The sequence below is a fragment of the Acidimicrobiales bacterium genome, from assembly GCA_041394265.1.
Lineage (GTDB): Bacteria > Actinomycetota > Acidimicrobiia > Acidimicrobiales > SZUA-35 > JBBQUN01.
The window spans coordinates 558814-572898 of sequence record JAWKIO010000006.1 but is presented as its reverse complement, the minus strand read 5'-3'; the positions used below and the strand labels follow the sequence as shown (position 1 = coordinate 572898).

Genomic DNA, 14085 nt, shown 5'->3' with positions numbered 1-14085 from the left:
CTGATACCGCCGTGTATCAGCGAGCGCCGCTTCGGCTTCCTTGCACCGTCACCACCAGCGTTCGAAGAGCGATCTTCAGATCGACTCGCATCGTTCGCGTGCGGACATAGACGAGATCGAGTCTGACTCGCTCGTCGTAGCTGAGATTGTTGCGACCGGAGGTCTGCCAAAGGCCGCTCAGGCCCGGACGAACGCTCAGGACCTCGTCGAGGTGCGCTCCGTATCGCACGGTCTCGAGTGGCACGACCGGCCGAGGCCCGATCAGGCTCATCTGCCCGCACAGTACGTTCCACAGTTGGGGGAGTTCGTCGAGATTCGACAAGCGAAGGAGACGGCCGAGACGCGTGACCCGTGGATCCAGCGTGAGTTTCTGACACTGTTCCCACTCGGTGCGCAGCGCGTCGTCACGAGCCAGGACATCGGCGAGACGTTGCTCGCTCGATGCATGCATGGTGCGAAGTTTGACGCACGGGAAGTACGTACCGTTCCTCCCGACTCGTCGTTGCACGAAGAACGCTCCACCCGGGCTGGTTGCGGCCACGAGCACGGCCAGGACGACCAGGAGGGGTGCGAGCACGACCAGGGCAATGAGTGACACGACGATGTCGAGCCCACGCTTGAGCGCCGGCGAAGCGTCCCATGGGCGGTCGGGCAGGAGCACGAGGTCGTCCTCGAGACGGATGCCTCCGGCCGGCAGAGCCGGGGCCGCGGAAACCGACACCTCAGAGGCTTCGAACACAAGATCGTCCTCGACGTTCAGCTTCGCCATGGCGCTCGGCCTTTCCCCTGACCCGTCGACAGTTCGGCGTCGAGCAGTCGGACGGCTCGACTACAGATGGCCTGCACAGGTGCCTCCGTTGTCGTTGCTGTTCGTTTCGTCAGGGCACACCGTGTTGTTCCAGATGGCGCCCGTGAAGTTGCTGGACTTCGAGATGAGGGCATCCGACATGACGGCGTTGGTGAAGTTGGCACCCGAGAAGTTCGAACGCTGGATCGCCATGTCGGTCATCGTCGCTCCGGTGAAGTTGGCGCCGACGAAGCTGGAGTCGAAGACGAGGGCGTCAGCCAGTCGGGCGTTCGTGAAGTTTGCGCCGTCGTAGTTCTTCGCGTTGATCACCTGATCGGAGAGATCCTGGCCGGAGAAATCCACACCGCCTGGCTTCGGATAGGGGTGCTGGCCTCGGAACTCGATGCTCTCGGCGATGTAGAGCACCGCCTCGCCTCGGCGGAGACCAGACCGCAGCTCGGCCAGCCAGTAGTCGAAACCCGCCTGGTCCGAGACCCGGCCGAGGATGTTCTTGTAGGCGATCGTGAGGAACTCTTGATCGGTCCGGTCGCCGTAGGTGTTCCGGAACTCCTCTGATGAGGAGAAGTAGTCGGCGATGGCGATCGGCGACAAGCCAGCATCGCGAAGGTCGATCCAGTAGATTGCCCCGGGCAGATCAGGTTCCCGATTGAAGAAGGCCCAGTAGAGACGGAGCAGCTGCGCATGCTCGGGCGTGAACGAGGTCTGTCGGGTGAGTTCGTCGAGCGTCGTGGGCTCGGCCAAGCCTTGGGCCGAGGCGGAGGGCACCGCTGACAACGAGAGCAACGTACAAACGAGAATGACGATCGACGACCGGATCTTGCGGGTCATACTTCCCTCCGAGTTGTTGGGAGCATGGTCCGCCGCTCCCGCCTGTGGAATACAAACTTTCGCATCGATCGAACGGTGAGGCAAGGGGTGGCGCCACTATGGGTGACATTTACCCACTGGCCGTACACGATCGTCTTTCCCTGGTCACATGGTCATGAGCGAGCAGAGACACCGCTCGCCGGCGCGGGTGACCACGACGTCGCTCCGGTACCGCTGGTCTTTCGAGATTCGGCGCGTGAGCGCCTGGCTCGCCGAGTCGTTTGCTGCTGGGTGTACGTGCCGTAGGAGCGGTCCTGCTTGCCCCCGACCAGGACGACGCCGGCGATCGAGGCACCGGCCGCTCGAAGGCTCTCGACGGCCGTCTGGAGTTGCTCGACCGTGGTGGACCCGGCACTCGCGGTCAGGATGGTTCGATCGACATGGTGGGCGATGGCGAGCGTGTCCGAGACCGGCAGGACCGGTGGGGCGTCGAGCACCACGACGTCGGCCTCGGACTCGATCCAGCGCAGCGTCTCGAGGAAATCTGGTGAGGCGAGGAAGTCGCCCGGGCTGTGCGGTGTCGTGCCGGACGGCAGCACGGCCAATGTCCGCTCGTCGTCCTCGACGTGCGCAACGAGCTCGTGAAGTGGGATGCGATCCACCAGGTGATTCGAAAAGCCGGGCTCGCGGGCAAGCCCATAGACCGCGTGCACCTTGGGGCGGCGGAAGTCGATATCGGCCAGCACCACCCGGCTACCGACGGCAGCGAGCGCCCACGCCAGATTCGACGATGTCGTGGTCTTGCCCTCGGACTCGTTGGCGCTCGTGATCAGAATCGACTTCACGTCGCGACCCAAGAGAGCGAACTGCAGCGACGACCGCACCTTCTGGTAGCCGTCGGCGACCCGCGCTTCACGACGATCGCTGACGGCGAGCGCAAGATCCTGTGCCGACACCTTGCGGCTCGCCCGAGCGATGGTGCCGAGCACCGGTAGACCGACGGCCCGGATGATGTCGTCACTCGTCTTGATCCGGCGATCGAGGTTGTCGATCACGAATGCCACGATCGATCCGACGGCGAATCCGAGGGCAAGTGCAATGGCGAGGATGACCCTGGCGTCGAGGTTCGTCGGCTCCGTCGGACTCGACGCGACTTGAACGACCTGTGCCGTTCCGATCGCGGCGACCCCCGCCGTCAGCTGCAGATTCGTGATGGCAGCGTTGACGGCGTCGATCTCGCTGTCGATTCGCGCCTGGTCGGCAGGATCTGTGGACGCGTCTCGCTGAGCGCGCAGGACAGCAACTCGCTCACTGAACTGGTCGACGGCCGCATCGAGGCTCTCGCCGGCCTGTTTCTGCTTGGTCGACACGAAGGCCTCGGCCCACGTGTTGGCGTACATCGCTGCATCGCCAGGATCGCTCGCCTTTCCGGTGAAACTCAGGACGTCAGAGTTGGGATCGGCCCTCACCGTGACCTTCGGCACGACGCCGATCGCGTCCCGCACGGCGTTCTTGACGTCGTCACTCGCAGCGAACGAGATCTCGTTCGTCATTTCTCTGGTCAACGAGTTCGGGTTCTGCGAGCCTCCACGCAGCGCCGCCTGAGCCGCCGTGTCGGCGAGCAGTACCTTGCTCGTCGACTCGTATTGGAGGGTCCGAGTGCTGAGTGAGTAGGCGGCGAGACCTCCGAAGATGAGGATCGGAGTCAAGACCGCCAGCCAACGGTTGCGGAGGATCCGGGCGTAGTCGGCGAGACTCAGCTCTGGATCAGCATCCCTCTCACGGTCCATCATCAAAGTGTAGGTCGGGATCGCTCGACCCCGAACGGGTGAAATCGCCTGGCAGCGGACTCGTCCGCACCGCCCGGCCGGCCGTAGGACGACCTCGAAGACTCAGAAGCGTTCGGGTGCCAGGCGGAGCAACGCCTGGCGAATCAGACGGTCAGCGAGTTCGCGCGGCCGATAGAGCGTCGCCATCAGCCCGACCTCGATGCGGCGGGCGATTCCCGGAACGTCGCCGGTGCTGGGGTAGTCGAGGGCTCGCATCTCGTGGAACAGCATCGATTCGATCCAGCGCACGGTGCGCGGCGCGAGCTCCACTCGCCACTGTTCGTTGACGAGCGGATCGAAGGGACGATCGACGCGCTGATGGATGGCCGCTTCGTTGTCGGCGACGTTGAAGCCGGTTCGGCGATCGACACGCTCGGTGCCGTCGACTCCGAGGAACTGCAGCACGTCGTCGACGGTCGACGGCTCGTCGAGCGCCTCGTACCGGACGAGGCGAACCTGTGTCGGGTGCGCAGTCGAGGCCGTGACGTAACCGCGAAGGCGCTCACGCCACAAGCGGGCGGAATAGAACGGACTGCCGAGTCCGAATGTCGCGCCGAGCGGATGGCCGGGGATCTTGGTCGTCAAGAGGCTTCTCACCACCGCTCGGGGATCCCGCACCAGGAAGATGCAGCGGATCGAGGCGTCCTGGTCGATGGCCGACTTCGCATGGTGGATCATCTGACCACTCTTCACCAGGACCACCTTCGCCTGGTCCCCGGCCAGGTATTCGTGGACGACGTTTCGCACGTACGAACTGGGCGGCGCAGCGACGCTGGCAGCGATGACTCGATCGATCGCCGGCTCTTCGAGGCGTAGGCTCGTCCTGAGCTGGGCGTCGGATCTGGTGAGTTTGGCGAGTTCCTGGTGTGACAATCGATGATCGGCTCCGAACCGGAACGCGAGCATGGACGACCGGAACTCGGGAACGACGATGATGTCGGCGCCGCTCGTGTCGATCATCGTGGCGAGCTTGGTCGAGCCCGACCGGCTGCAGTAGGTGAGGAACGCGAGCTCGGGCATCAGCCGACAAATGCCGTTCGATCGTGCTCCGCCGCTCGAACGCGGCCGTAGGTGTAGCCCCACGTCGTACCGATGGGAACGAGGGTGCCGAGATACAGCAGCACGTTGTCGAACATCATGAAGTAGAGCAGCACGACGAGGAGCGCGAGGGAGACCGCCACATCGCGGCGGATCGACTCGAGAGGCCCGCCGTGTCGGACGGAGCGCCACCGGCGGCGGATGTCGATCTGCAGCAGCACGAGTCCGAGCAGTAGGCACGAGGTGGCGACGATGCCAACCTCGTAGCCAAGCCGAAGGAACTCGTTGTGCGGATTGCGATGCACTCCGTCGAGCCGCAGGGTGAGAATGTCGCTCCGACCGAGGCCGGCGCCGACGTACGGCTCGGCGCGAATGGCATCGATGACGCCGGGCCACAGGTTCTCACGTCCGGAGAAGGCGATGCCATCGGTCTGTTCGAGCCCGAAGACCCGGTTCTGGACGACGGTCGAGGTGGAGAGGGCACTGACGAGACCCAGGACGGCGATGACGATGAGTGCGGCGACCCGAAGAGGAGATCGTTGATTGCGGGGATAGCCGGACCAGCTGACCAGAAGCAGGGCGGTCAGCGCAGCCACCGTTGCGGTTCGGGAGAGCGAGAGGGCCACGGCGGCGGCGCCGAGCCAACAACGCCAGTCGCGCGCAAAACCGAATGGTGACGGATGTTGAGAGATCAGCCATACCAGACCGACCGCCGAGGCCAGTCCGAACGACCGAGAACTGAGCTCACGTCCACCGGTTCCGAGCACTGCCACCTTCACCAGCGTCGAAGCGGCAATGCCGCACGCGAATGCGGTGAGGCCCTTGCGAATCAGTCGCTCCGACCGGGCCGATTCGCCCACCGCGACCGCTGCGGCCGTCGTCGCCAGCGGGAGCGAGACCAGCCCGAAGATCGTTGCTGCCGCCGATCCACCCACCGGGCGTGAGAAGGTCAACAGCGATCCCCAGAACACGGGAACGACCATGAGCATCGTGCCGAGTACGAGTCGCAACGGGAAGCGATTGAGCGACACCGACAGCATCGCAAGCAGCAGCACCTCCGCGGCCCAGATGAGGCCGGCGAAGCTCACTGCTACCTGCTCGAACACGATGAGCTGCGTCCACGCGCCGATCGCCGACAGCACCAAGCCCAAGACGACGACCCAGCGTCGAACGGACCGAACTCCGATTCGGATCGAGACCCGACGAGGAGCCGCCGGCGCGGTGATCATGGTCAACGGTCGGCGTCCCTTGGGTATCCCCATCGGCGTCCCAACCGGCCGCCGAACATCTCCAACCATCGATCCCGATGTGAGGTCTGAAGACTGGCCAGCGCACGATCCTTCGAGAAGGTCACCGTCGAGTAGTCGAGCTGTCGTGGAGGTTCGAACAGGTGGCGGCGATCGACGCTGCGGCCGTCGGTCATGTTCGCAACGACCGGGGCGGCGTCGATGTTGCAGAATTCGCACAATCGTCGAATGGTCTCGGGCTTCGTGAGATCTTCGAAGTTGAGCGTCAGCACGGGCGTCGTGGCGTACCGGCCGACCAGGACCGCCATGTAGTTCTTGGCGATCCACTTCCAAAGCCGTGCGAAGCCGACCAGATGGCCTGTCCTGCCGGTTCGTCGCTCCCGGGATCGAATGAATCCCCGGTAGTCGCGGACGAGGTGGACACACTTCACGTCGTGAGCCGAGGCATCGGCGAGGGCAATGGCCCGACAGACATTCTTCGATGAGTCGATGAGCGTGGTCGCCCCGGTCGTGCGACGCGCCGGTGAACATGGCGTCGGCCAACGCGGCGTAGCGCCTCCGGACCGGTGCTGACGCAAGGAACGCGACGATGCCGGTCTCACGGCGAGTGGCCTTTCATCAGCCGGCGACATCGGTCGACGCCGGCGGGCTCGATGACGTGTTCGACGATGCTCCGACACGGCTCGCAACCGGCGGCCCGTTGCCCACATTCGCACGTTTCGAAGTCGGTGTAGGTGTAGAAGTGGCCAACTTGGCCGAGTCCGAACACGTCAGGACTCGAGGCCAACATCGTCTCGATGATCGTGGAGCCCGAATGCTGGGCCCCCAGGAGGTAGACCACGGTTCCGGTCGTTGCCGCAGGTTCGTCGCTCATGGTCGCACCGACCGGAGATAGAGCGAGGCCGGAAACTCACCGACCGTGTCGGTGAAGAGTCCGCCGGAGGTCGCCCTCGGAACATAGTGCGAGAAGTACCTCGAGAGTGCCTCGGGCTGTTCGTGGTGGATCATGCTCTGTGCCACGCAGAGACGATAGCCAGGGTTGTTGACCAGGAAGGAGTAGAGGAGGGCGGTCTCGCTCCAGAAGAAGAGATCGTTGCTCAGGAGATCCGGCGCGTAGTCGAACGGGAAGTAGATGTCGTGAACGTGCACCCAGATATCAGGGTCGAGCCGAGGCAGTACTTCGAACACGACTCGATTGACTTCGCTGTCCGGCTTGACAGTGTGCGTGGAGTCCATGAAGAACAGGTCCCCGGGACCGAGATCGGTCAGCACATCGAGAGCGACGTCCTGGGCTCGTTCGGCAACGACCGAGACACGAGGATCGACCTCCCCCAGCCGTTGGAGGTAGGGCGTGGGGAACGGGTCGACGCACGTGACCGCGATGTCGTGGCCGACCGACGTCGCGGCTTCGAGGATCACCGCCGTGGAGACGCCGCAGCCCACCTGCACGACCCGCCGGGGCCGGGTCGCTCGGATGAAGCAATACAAGAAGGCGGCCTCGACCAGACCGAAGCCGCCGTCCTCGCCGTTGGCGGCCACTGAGCGCTCGTAGAGATCCGATGGGGTCGATCGAGCTTCTCGCTCGCAGACCTCATTGACGAAACCGACCTGCTCCTCGATCGATGCACCGGCGATCCCGTACATCGATCGTGGTTGCCGCCACCCTTCGGAGGAGCGAAGACTCCGAACGTCGGGTATCTGGGAATAGAAGTGGCGCGGCAACACGTCGACGCCAAGTCGCTGGCAGGCAGCGAATCCGGTGTGGAAACCGCGTTTGGCGGCTTCGCGGAGTCTTCGGCTGATCATCGGCACTCCTCGGAGGTTCGGGCCTTCATCGATCGACGTCGAGCTTCTGCGACGCGCCGTACCAACTCCGACATTCGCCATGTCGCGAACGAGCGGTGCCGCCACACGGGGACGCGGCGAACGAGATCCACGATCACGATGCCGTCGTTGCGGCGGTTCAACGTGTGGAGACCCTCCCAACCAGGAGGCGGTTCGATCACCTCGGCCAGGCGTTCCCTGTAGCAGGACGGTGACAGCTGATCGATGACGCTCAATCGCACGGCGCCGCCGTACCGCTGGCGTCCGTCTTGGGTCGGTCGCAACAACGTGTGCCCAGTGGAGAGGAAGCGGCCGGCGGAACGCACCTCACCCCGGTACTGACCCGACGCCGGATGCTCGGTCCACGGCCCGTCGATGCGCTCTGCACAAGCGATCCGCAGCGTCTCGGGATCCGAGGCGGTCGTGTAGAAGAGCAGCAGTAGCCCATCGACCTCGTGCATGGTGGCATCCAACGCGTCGGGTTCGATCGTGATGGGCTGTGGATCGACGAGGCGCAACGACGAGTCGAGCCGGTAGATCGACAATGCGCCCGATGCCGACGACTCGGGCATGCAACGCCAGTCCTCGCCATCGAAGAAGGTGAAGGGGTAGGACAGGTGATCGCCGGTCTCGAGGGCCGTCGTCTTGCTGGCCACTTCGCCATCGGGTCCGATCTCGAGGGCAACGATCGAGCCGAGCCGAGTTCGATAGTCGTACTCCTCGCACAGCACGATGTTGCGTCCATCCGGGTGAGCCCAGAATGGATCGGCCCAGTAGCACTGGTCATCCGTCGGGCGGAGAAGTCGTTGCGGCGCGTCGCCGCTGCGCAAGGTGTCGAGATCACCGAGCGCAAGCACCCAGGAATCGACCGTTGCGAGTCGCCGAGCCAAGTTCAGCCAACGGAGTGCTGTCCGAATCATCGCCATCGATCCACGTCGAAGTCGGTCACGTCGGCCAGCAGGTCGAGATCGTCGGCGTAGAAGTCAGCGAGGCGATCGACGAGATCACGCGACAGCGGTGACGGTCCATCGTGGAGGAGGGGCCGTAGCACGAAACGGTCGATGGCCAACGGGACGGCAGCGATCGCCGTGCGAACCGGTCGGTACTGCCGATGCGGGCGATACTCGTATCGATGCCCCTTCTCCCAGTCGTAGATCAGCGGGGCACGTAGTCGAAGCACCCGCTGGCGAAGTGGGTGGTAGGCGCCCTCGTTGGATCGGGCGGGTGTGGCGCTTCGGTCGAGCCCCTCAAGAACGGGAGTGTCGAGGAAGACGGCAAGGCGATCCAAGAGTCCGTCGATGTCCCGCAGCTCGCCCTGTTCGAGCAGGAGCAGCTGATCGAGATCGAAGAACTCCAGGTATCGCGCGATCGCTTCGCCGTAGCGTCCGAACTCGAGGATTTCCCGCTCCCGGCCGACCAGCTCGGACGATCGCTGGAGCAGATCATCGAGGAGGAGTTCCGGCGACTGGACCGGGACATGGCCATGGACCATGTACCACGCAGCCGCGGCAAGCGCCCGTTCGATCGGATGGCGAAGGACGGCGATCAGTTTCGCTCCGGGGACGACCTGCGCCAGGTTCGCTGGGCACTCGTGACGGCACAGATAGTCGGCCCGCTTGATGCCACGGAGCGGTCGGTCACTACCGGCGACGGCGCGATCGAGCTCGCGAAGGTCACTGCCTTCGAAGAAGGGCGCCTCGAAGATCGGCACCTCGTCCTCTTGCATCCAGGCAAGCCCCGACCAATGGATGATGTCGGACAGGAAGGTGGACCCGGACTTCTGCGCGCCGAGAACGACGATGTCGAGAGGTTCCCGGGCGGTCGACCTCGTCATCGGAGCGCCGCCAACAACGCCGCCCGATCTCGAGCTGCGGCCTCGGTGAAGATGGCGCGGGCGGAGCAGCGCCGATGGTCGTTCGCCTCGCCCCCTTCCTCCGACCACGCGGCGATGACCGAGCGGGCGGCGTCCGCGAACTGCTCGTCGGCGTCGACGAGGGCAACGGCGTCGGGCCGACCCATCGTGGGGATGCAACCGATCGAGCGCGCCACCACCGGCGTGCCCTCTCGCAGCGACTCCCAGATCACGAGGGGCATGGCTTCCTGTCGGCTCGGCATCACGAAGACATCGAGGTCGGCGAGGAACTCGGCGACCTCGTGGCGGTCGAGTTCGCCCACGATCTCGACCCGTTCGTCGGCCGCGAGGCGCCTGACCGTGCGGTCGGCGATGGCGTCGACCGAGGGACCGCCGAGTCGGAAGCTCCAGCCGGGTTGATCACGGGCAATCGAAACGAGCGCGGCGAAGTCCTCGATGCCCTTGGCCGCTGAGAGATTCCCCAGGTAGCCGATGACGACGCCGCCGCGGTCGAACGTCGTTCGCCGGACGGGCGGAGAATCGACGGCGTAGGCGTTACCGATGATCAACGGTGCCACATCGACTCGATGGTGACGTCGAAAGGTCTCGGAAGCCGATGCACAGAGCATGACATGCCTCAGCTTTCGGCCGCCGATCCTGCACATCATTCGCATCATGAGTGACGAGCCGTCGAGATAGCTCGACGTGTGATGCTGGACGAAGATGTCCAGACCACGGCTTCTTGCGAGAGCGACATAGAGCAGCGAGAACAGCATTCCTTCACCGCTGTCGGGTGCGATCACCACCCGCTGTGCCGAGCGCGACGCCGTGGCAAGTCCCACGATGGCCCCGAGGCAGTTTCGGAGCTTCGTCCAGGCGAACGACCGACTGCCGGGCCGAATCGAGCCGGCGGCGGTGTCGAGGCACTCGACATCACTCAGCTCGTTCCGAACCGCTTCGAGCACCCTGGCCATCCCGTGAGCCGGTGGTGGAAACGGCCCGATGAGGATCGTCTTCGTTTGGCGCGCTCGGTCGACCTCAGCGGGCATCGGCGCTGAAGGTTGATCGGTACTCGGCCTCATCGGTGCCCGCATCGGATCGGCTGGGGATGGGCGACCGGAGGTCGATCACGATGCCATCGTCTGTCGGCAAGCTGATGGTGTCGACGCCGACCCTCGCTCGGTTGGCTCGGTCGAACACTGCGCCGAACTTCGAGGTGATCACCTGGATGTCGAACGTCGCCTCGGCGTGCCGGCGTCCATTGGACCCGAGCCGCTCACGCAATCCGGCCTGGTTCCGGAGTTGGTCCGCGTATTCGATGAAGCGTGCCTCGTCGTCCGTCACCATGCCGGCGCACGCGGTCGTTCCGATCAGCGTCGCGGCCGAGTTCGATCGTGGCAGATAGCCCAGGATCGGGCGAGCGGCACAGAGGTAGCTCAGAACCTTGGACGGGATCGAGAACGAGCCGGCGGCCGGGTCGAGGATCACGGTGAGGATGTCGGCGGCGGCCAGCATTTCGGGAAACACCTCGAAGTCCTGGAACGGGACGACCAACACGTTGGTGATGCGGCGATCGGCGACCTCGTCCACGACCCAATCGACGGCGACTCCTTCGCTGGCGACGACGATCCGGACCTCGGGATCGTCGGCGAAATGCTCGGCCAACCTGACCAGCAATGCTGGGTCGTGCTTCATGCCGAGTGTCCCGGAGTAGAGGAAGACGACCTTGTCGTCGAGATCGTGATCGTGCGACCAACGACTTGCCCGGTCGAGCGCCGGCAGCGAATCGATCGGCGCCCAATTCTCGATCACATCGATACGGGTACGGTCGATTCCCATCCGCTCCAGTTCATCGACCATCGACGGGGCGATCGCAACGACGGCGTCACTTCGACGAATCGCCAGGCGCTCGAACCACCCGAGCACCAATCCCGCCAACCGCAGACGTCGCTTGTCGCTCAACTGAGCCAGGCCGGATTGGAGATCCTGGAGCCAGAGCACGTGCAGGGCACGTCGGTGGAGGAGCTGCACGATGAGCAGCGAGATGATCGGCATGTTCGACGACAGCACGACTTCCGGACGATGGCGTCGATGGTGGCGAACGCTGCGAATCCCGTACAGGACCTCGCCCTTCAGGCGCGGACCCAGACGATATTTGTCGAACGCCTTGCCGGTGGCGATCGCTGCGACCTCGAGATGCTTGGTTTCGTTCTTGGCGAGGTCGCCATGGGGCGTGACGTTGGTCGAGCAGTGGAGGTGTTTGACACTCGAGCCACGTTCGGCCAGCGACCGTGCCAGCTCGATCTGGAACGGGTGCCCGGCGTAGTCGTTGACGACGATACGGGGTCGCTCGATGGCCGCGGGGGAGGGCCGGTGGCCCGAAAGTGATGCGATGCGACGCTTGTAGTCGGCGATGCCTGGCACGATTCCTCCGCTGGTCAAGTCCCACGGTAGCGAGGCTGCGGCGGTGGCTCATGAGGCGAATCGCCTTCACCGGCGGCACTGGGTAGAACCGCTCGACGGGAGGGACTGGCGACAATGGAACACTTTGTGTGTGATCCGTCGTTCGCCCTCAACGCTCGTTCGCACCATCGGTCTCGGTGCGATCGATCAGGGTCTGTTTTCCCTCGGCAACATGTTGTTCTACGTTGCGTTGGGTCGGATCGCCACCATCGAGGAGTTCGGACTCGTCGCGGCGGCGGTACTCGCCTACGAGTCGCTCCTGCTGGCGGTGCAGTCGGTCTTCGTGCAGTCGCCGTCATTGCTCTTGCCAGAGGTGGAACAACACGAGCAGGCCTCACTTGTCTCGACCGCATTGGCGTTTGCCCTCGCCGTCGGTCTGGTGTCATGCGTCGTCGTGATCTCGATCGGCGTCGTCCTCGACCAGTCATTGCTCGTGGTCGCCGGCGCGGTGTTCGCTCCGCTCTTTGCCCAAGAAGCGGCCCGGTCGTTGGCCTTCGCCCTGCGCCGACCAGCGTTGGCGGTGCTGAATGATGGGGTGTGGACCGGCATCCAGATCGCCGTCTTCGTCGTGTCGCTCGTGTGGTCGCTCTCGCCCGAAGCCATCGTGGTCTGGTGGGCGCTGGGAGCACTTGCTGGTGCGGTGTGTGGCGTCGCTTCACTGGGCCTCGGGCTCCCGAGACCCTCGAAGGTCGCTCTCGGCCGACTGCTGCGAGGAACGGGTTCGTTGACGAAGGAGAATCTGCTGTCGGCAGCGCAGACGCACTCGATCGGTTGGATGGTGCTGGTCGTCGCCGGTCCTGTCGGGGCTGGGGCGCTTCGGGGGGTTCGGACACTCTTCGGCCCGAGCAACGCGATGATCGCCGGGATGCGGTCGGCGGGTGTCCCGATCATGCGGGGAGCGGCGAGCACCGGCGACCTCGACGGACTGCGATCGCCGGCGCGCCGGTTGCTGCTGGTCATGGTGAGCGCCGTGTCGGCGACGGGTGCGGCAGTCCTCCTCCTTCCCGAGCGATGGGGGCAGGTGCTCCTGGGCGACGTATTCGACGAAGCCGTCCACCTGACGCCCGCGTTCCTGGCGATCTCGCTTCTGCGCGTTCCCATCGTCGTCGGACAGATGATCCTGCTGGCACGTCGGCGAGTCGATGCCCTCGTTGCGGTGCGGCTACGGCTGACCGCGGTGACCGTGGTCGGTGTTGCGCTGGGGGTGACGCTCGGCGGGGTGAATGGCGCCATCGTCGGCGGTGCGATCGCCACGGCGTTGGTCCTGCCCAGCTGGCGAAACACCGTGAGCGATGCCCTGGGTCTCGGTCAGCGAAACGAAGCGCTGTCGATCCGGGAGACGTAGCGTCGCGGCTCGGCATCTGCCGTCACTCTTTGAGGCAAATCGCTCACGTACGGTGCAATCGTCTTGCGTACAGTGGTTCGTGTCGGCGAGTGTCGTCGACACCGACCACTCGGGAGGCAGCGGTGCCCGGTCCACCCAAAAGAATGGCACCCGCGACCGCGGGCTTCGGTGTGCACGACAGGCACACCGAGAGCATGGCTCGCTCGTCATTGATGAGCCGAGCGTCGATGACACCTCCGAGCGAACATCGTGGATCGATCGGTCACCTCTTCGGCGAGTCGAACCCGGCGCGGCGAATCAAGCTGTCCGAGGTCCGCCCCCAGGACCTCGACAACCGTGGACTCGGCTCACCCATCCGGAGGTCCGTGCGCCGGTTCTTCAGGTGGCTTCCCTGGGGTTGAGCAACGCGACCAGCGCGGCCTGCGAGCATACGAAGCTGGCGACTTCCCGGAACACCGACTGATCGTTCCGCTCGTACTACGCTATGACGCGGACAAGGGGTCCTTGCAGTTGCAGAGAAGGCGGTGGAGGCATGGACGACTCGAGACCGAGCAAGGATGACGTGATCGATCTCACCGATCGCACCCCGGCCGCAGCGGTGAAGACATCGGCGGCTGCAACGACGCTGCGGCAGGGGCGTGGGGCCTTGGTGCGGTCCCGAGCGCTACGAGCGGACGAACGCCTCGGGTCGCATCGACGAATGCCGGGCCCGACCTCGCAGCATCGACGCCGAGTGCCGACAGCGATGACCGAGTCCTTCATCGGCGACCAGGCCACCTCACGCCGTCGCAGGGCAATCGTCGGCTTGGCGGGTCGAGGCCTCGGTTGCTCAAGCGTTGGCTGAGGATGCGCTGATCCACCGCCAGCCTGGA

13 protein-coding genes are annotated in these 14085 nt (G+C 64.8%); 1 reads left to right on the top strand and 12 read right to left on the bottom strand.

Going from position 1 to position 14085, the window contains the following annotated elements; genetic code table 11:
- Positions 1 to 16 precede the first annotated feature (16 nt).
- From R2733_26825 to R2733_26770, 12 genes are all read right to left on the bottom strand, one after another.
- On the bottom strand, positions 17 to 769 hold the full coding sequence (locus tag R2733_26825; protein MEZ5380139.1) for a sugar transferase: 753 nt from the start codon (positions 767 to 769) through the stop codon (positions 17 to 19).
- A gap of 60 nt (positions 770 to 829) precedes the next feature.
- A complete protein-coding gene (locus tag R2733_26820) occupies positions 830 to 1636 on the bottom strand; it encodes a DUF4214 domain-containing protein (GenBank protein MEZ5380138.1) in 807 nt (268 codons plus the stop codon).
- Between the two features lie 152 nt (positions 1637 to 1788).
- Positions 1789 to 3405: a polysaccharide biosynthesis tyrosine autokinase gene (locus tag R2733_26815; GenBank protein MEZ5380137.1), complete on the bottom strand. Its 1617-nt coding sequence runs from the start codon at positions 3403 to 3405 to the stop codon at positions 1789 to 1791.
- Between the two features lie 102 nt (positions 3406 to 3507).
- Positions 3508 to 4464, bottom strand: coding sequence for a sulfotransferase (locus tag R2733_26810; GenBank protein ID MEZ5380136.1), 957 nt, complete (start codon positions 4462 to 4464; stop codon positions 3508 to 3510).
- Positions 4464 to 5711, bottom strand: coding sequence for an O-antigen ligase family protein (locus R2733_26805; GenBank protein ID MEZ5380135.1), 1248 nt, complete (start codon positions 5709 to 5711; stop codon positions 4464 to 4466). Before R2733_26805 ends, R2733_26810 begins: the two co-directional genes overlap by 1 nt.
- 2 nt (positions 5712 to 5713) lie before the next feature.
- Positions 5714 to 6160 (bottom strand): hypothetical protein, encoded by a 447-nt coding sequence (locus tag R2733_26800; protein ID MEZ5380134.1) that lies wholly within the window; start codon positions 6158 to 6160, stop codon positions 5714 to 5716.
- Between the two features lie 167 nt (positions 6161 to 6327).
- On the bottom strand, positions 6328 to 6603 hold the full coding sequence (locus R2733_26795) for a hypothetical protein (protein MEZ5380133.1): 276 nt from the start codon (positions 6601 to 6603) through the stop codon (positions 6328 to 6330).
- The gene (locus R2733_26790) at positions 6600 to 7535 is read right to left on the bottom strand and encodes a class I SAM-dependent methyltransferase (GenBank protein ID MEZ5380132.1); all 936 of its coding nucleotides are present in this window, start codon (positions 7533 to 7535) and stop codon (positions 6600 to 6602) included. The genes R2733_26795 and R2733_26790 overlap by 4 nt, the downstream gene beginning before the upstream one ends.
- The gene (locus tag R2733_26785) at positions 7532 to 8473 is read right to left on the bottom strand and encodes a hypothetical protein (protein ID MEZ5380131.1); all 942 of its coding nucleotides are present in this window, start codon (positions 8471 to 8473) and stop codon (positions 7532 to 7534) included. The genes R2733_26790 and R2733_26785 overlap by 4 nt, the downstream gene beginning before the upstream one ends.
- Positions 8470 to 9387 carry a hypothetical protein gene (locus tag R2733_26780; GenBank protein ID MEZ5380130.1) on the bottom strand — a complete coding sequence of 306 codons (918 nt, stop codon included), beginning with the start codon at positions 9385 to 9387 and terminating at the stop codon, positions 8470 to 8472. The genes R2733_26785 and R2733_26780 overlap by 4 nt, the downstream gene beginning before the upstream one ends.
- On the bottom strand, positions 9384 to 10454 hold the full coding sequence (locus R2733_26775; protein ID MEZ5380129.1) for a glycosyltransferase family 4 protein: 1071 nt from the start codon (positions 10452 to 10454) through the stop codon (positions 9384 to 9386). Before R2733_26775 ends, R2733_26780 begins: the two co-directional genes overlap by 4 nt.
- On the bottom strand, positions 10444 to 11847 hold the full coding sequence (locus R2733_26770) for a glycosyltransferase family 4 protein (GenBank protein MEZ5380128.1): 1404 nt from the start codon (positions 11845 to 11847) through the stop codon (positions 10444 to 10446). The genes R2733_26775 and R2733_26770 overlap by 11 nt, the downstream gene beginning before the upstream one ends.
- 112 nt (positions 11848 to 11959) lie before the next feature.
- Here R2733_26770 and R2733_26765 point away from each other — a divergent pair, with 112 nt between their 5' ends.
- On the top strand, positions 11960 to 13213 hold the full coding sequence (locus R2733_26765) for a hypothetical protein (GenBank protein ID MEZ5380127.1): 1254 nt from the start codon (positions 11960 to 11962) through the stop codon (positions 13211 to 13213).
- The last annotated feature ends 872 nt before the right edge of the window (positions 13214 to 14085 follow it).

Excerpts from the sequence above, each read along its gene's own strand:
- R2733_26780 (MEZ5380130.1), bottom strand. The coding sequence starts at position 9,387 with ATGACGAGGTCGACCGCCCGGGAACCTCTCGACATCGTCGTTCTCGGC.
- R2733_26785 (MEZ5380131.1), bottom strand. The coding sequence starts at position 8,473 with ATGATTCGGACAGCACTCCGTTGGCTGAACTTGGCTCGGCGACTCGCA.
- R2733_26810 (MEZ5380136.1), bottom strand. The coding sequence starts at position 4,464 with ATGCCCGAGCTCGCGTTCCTCACCTACTGCAGCCGGTCGGGCTCGACC.
- R2733_26795 (MEZ5380133.1), bottom strand. The coding sequence starts at position 6,603 with ATGAGCGACGAACCTGCGGCAACGACCGGAACCGTGGTCTACCTCCTG.
- R2733_26825 (MEZ5380139.1), bottom strand. The coding sequence starts at position 769 with ATGGCGAAGCTGAACGTCGAGGACGATCTTGTGTTCGAAGCCTCTGAG.
- R2733_26820 (MEZ5380138.1), bottom strand. The coding sequence starts at position 1,636 with ATGACCCGCAAGATCCGGTCGTCGATCGTCATTCTCGTTTGTACGTTG.
- R2733_26790 (MEZ5380132.1), bottom strand. The coding sequence starts at position 7,535 with ATGATCAGCCGAAGACTCCGCGAAGCCGCCAAACGCGGTTTCCACACC.
- R2733_26775 (MEZ5380129.1), bottom strand. The coding sequence starts at position 10,454 with ATGCCCGCTGAGGTCGACCGAGCGCGCCAAACGAAGACGATCCTCATC.
- R2733_26805 (MEZ5380135.1), bottom strand. The coding sequence starts at position 5,711 with ATGATCACCGCGCCGGCGGCTCCTCGTCGGGTCTCGATCCGAATCGGA.
- R2733_26815 (MEZ5380137.1), bottom strand. The coding sequence starts at position 3,405 with ATGGACCGTGAGAGGGATGCTGATCCAGAGCTGAGTCTCGCCGACTAC.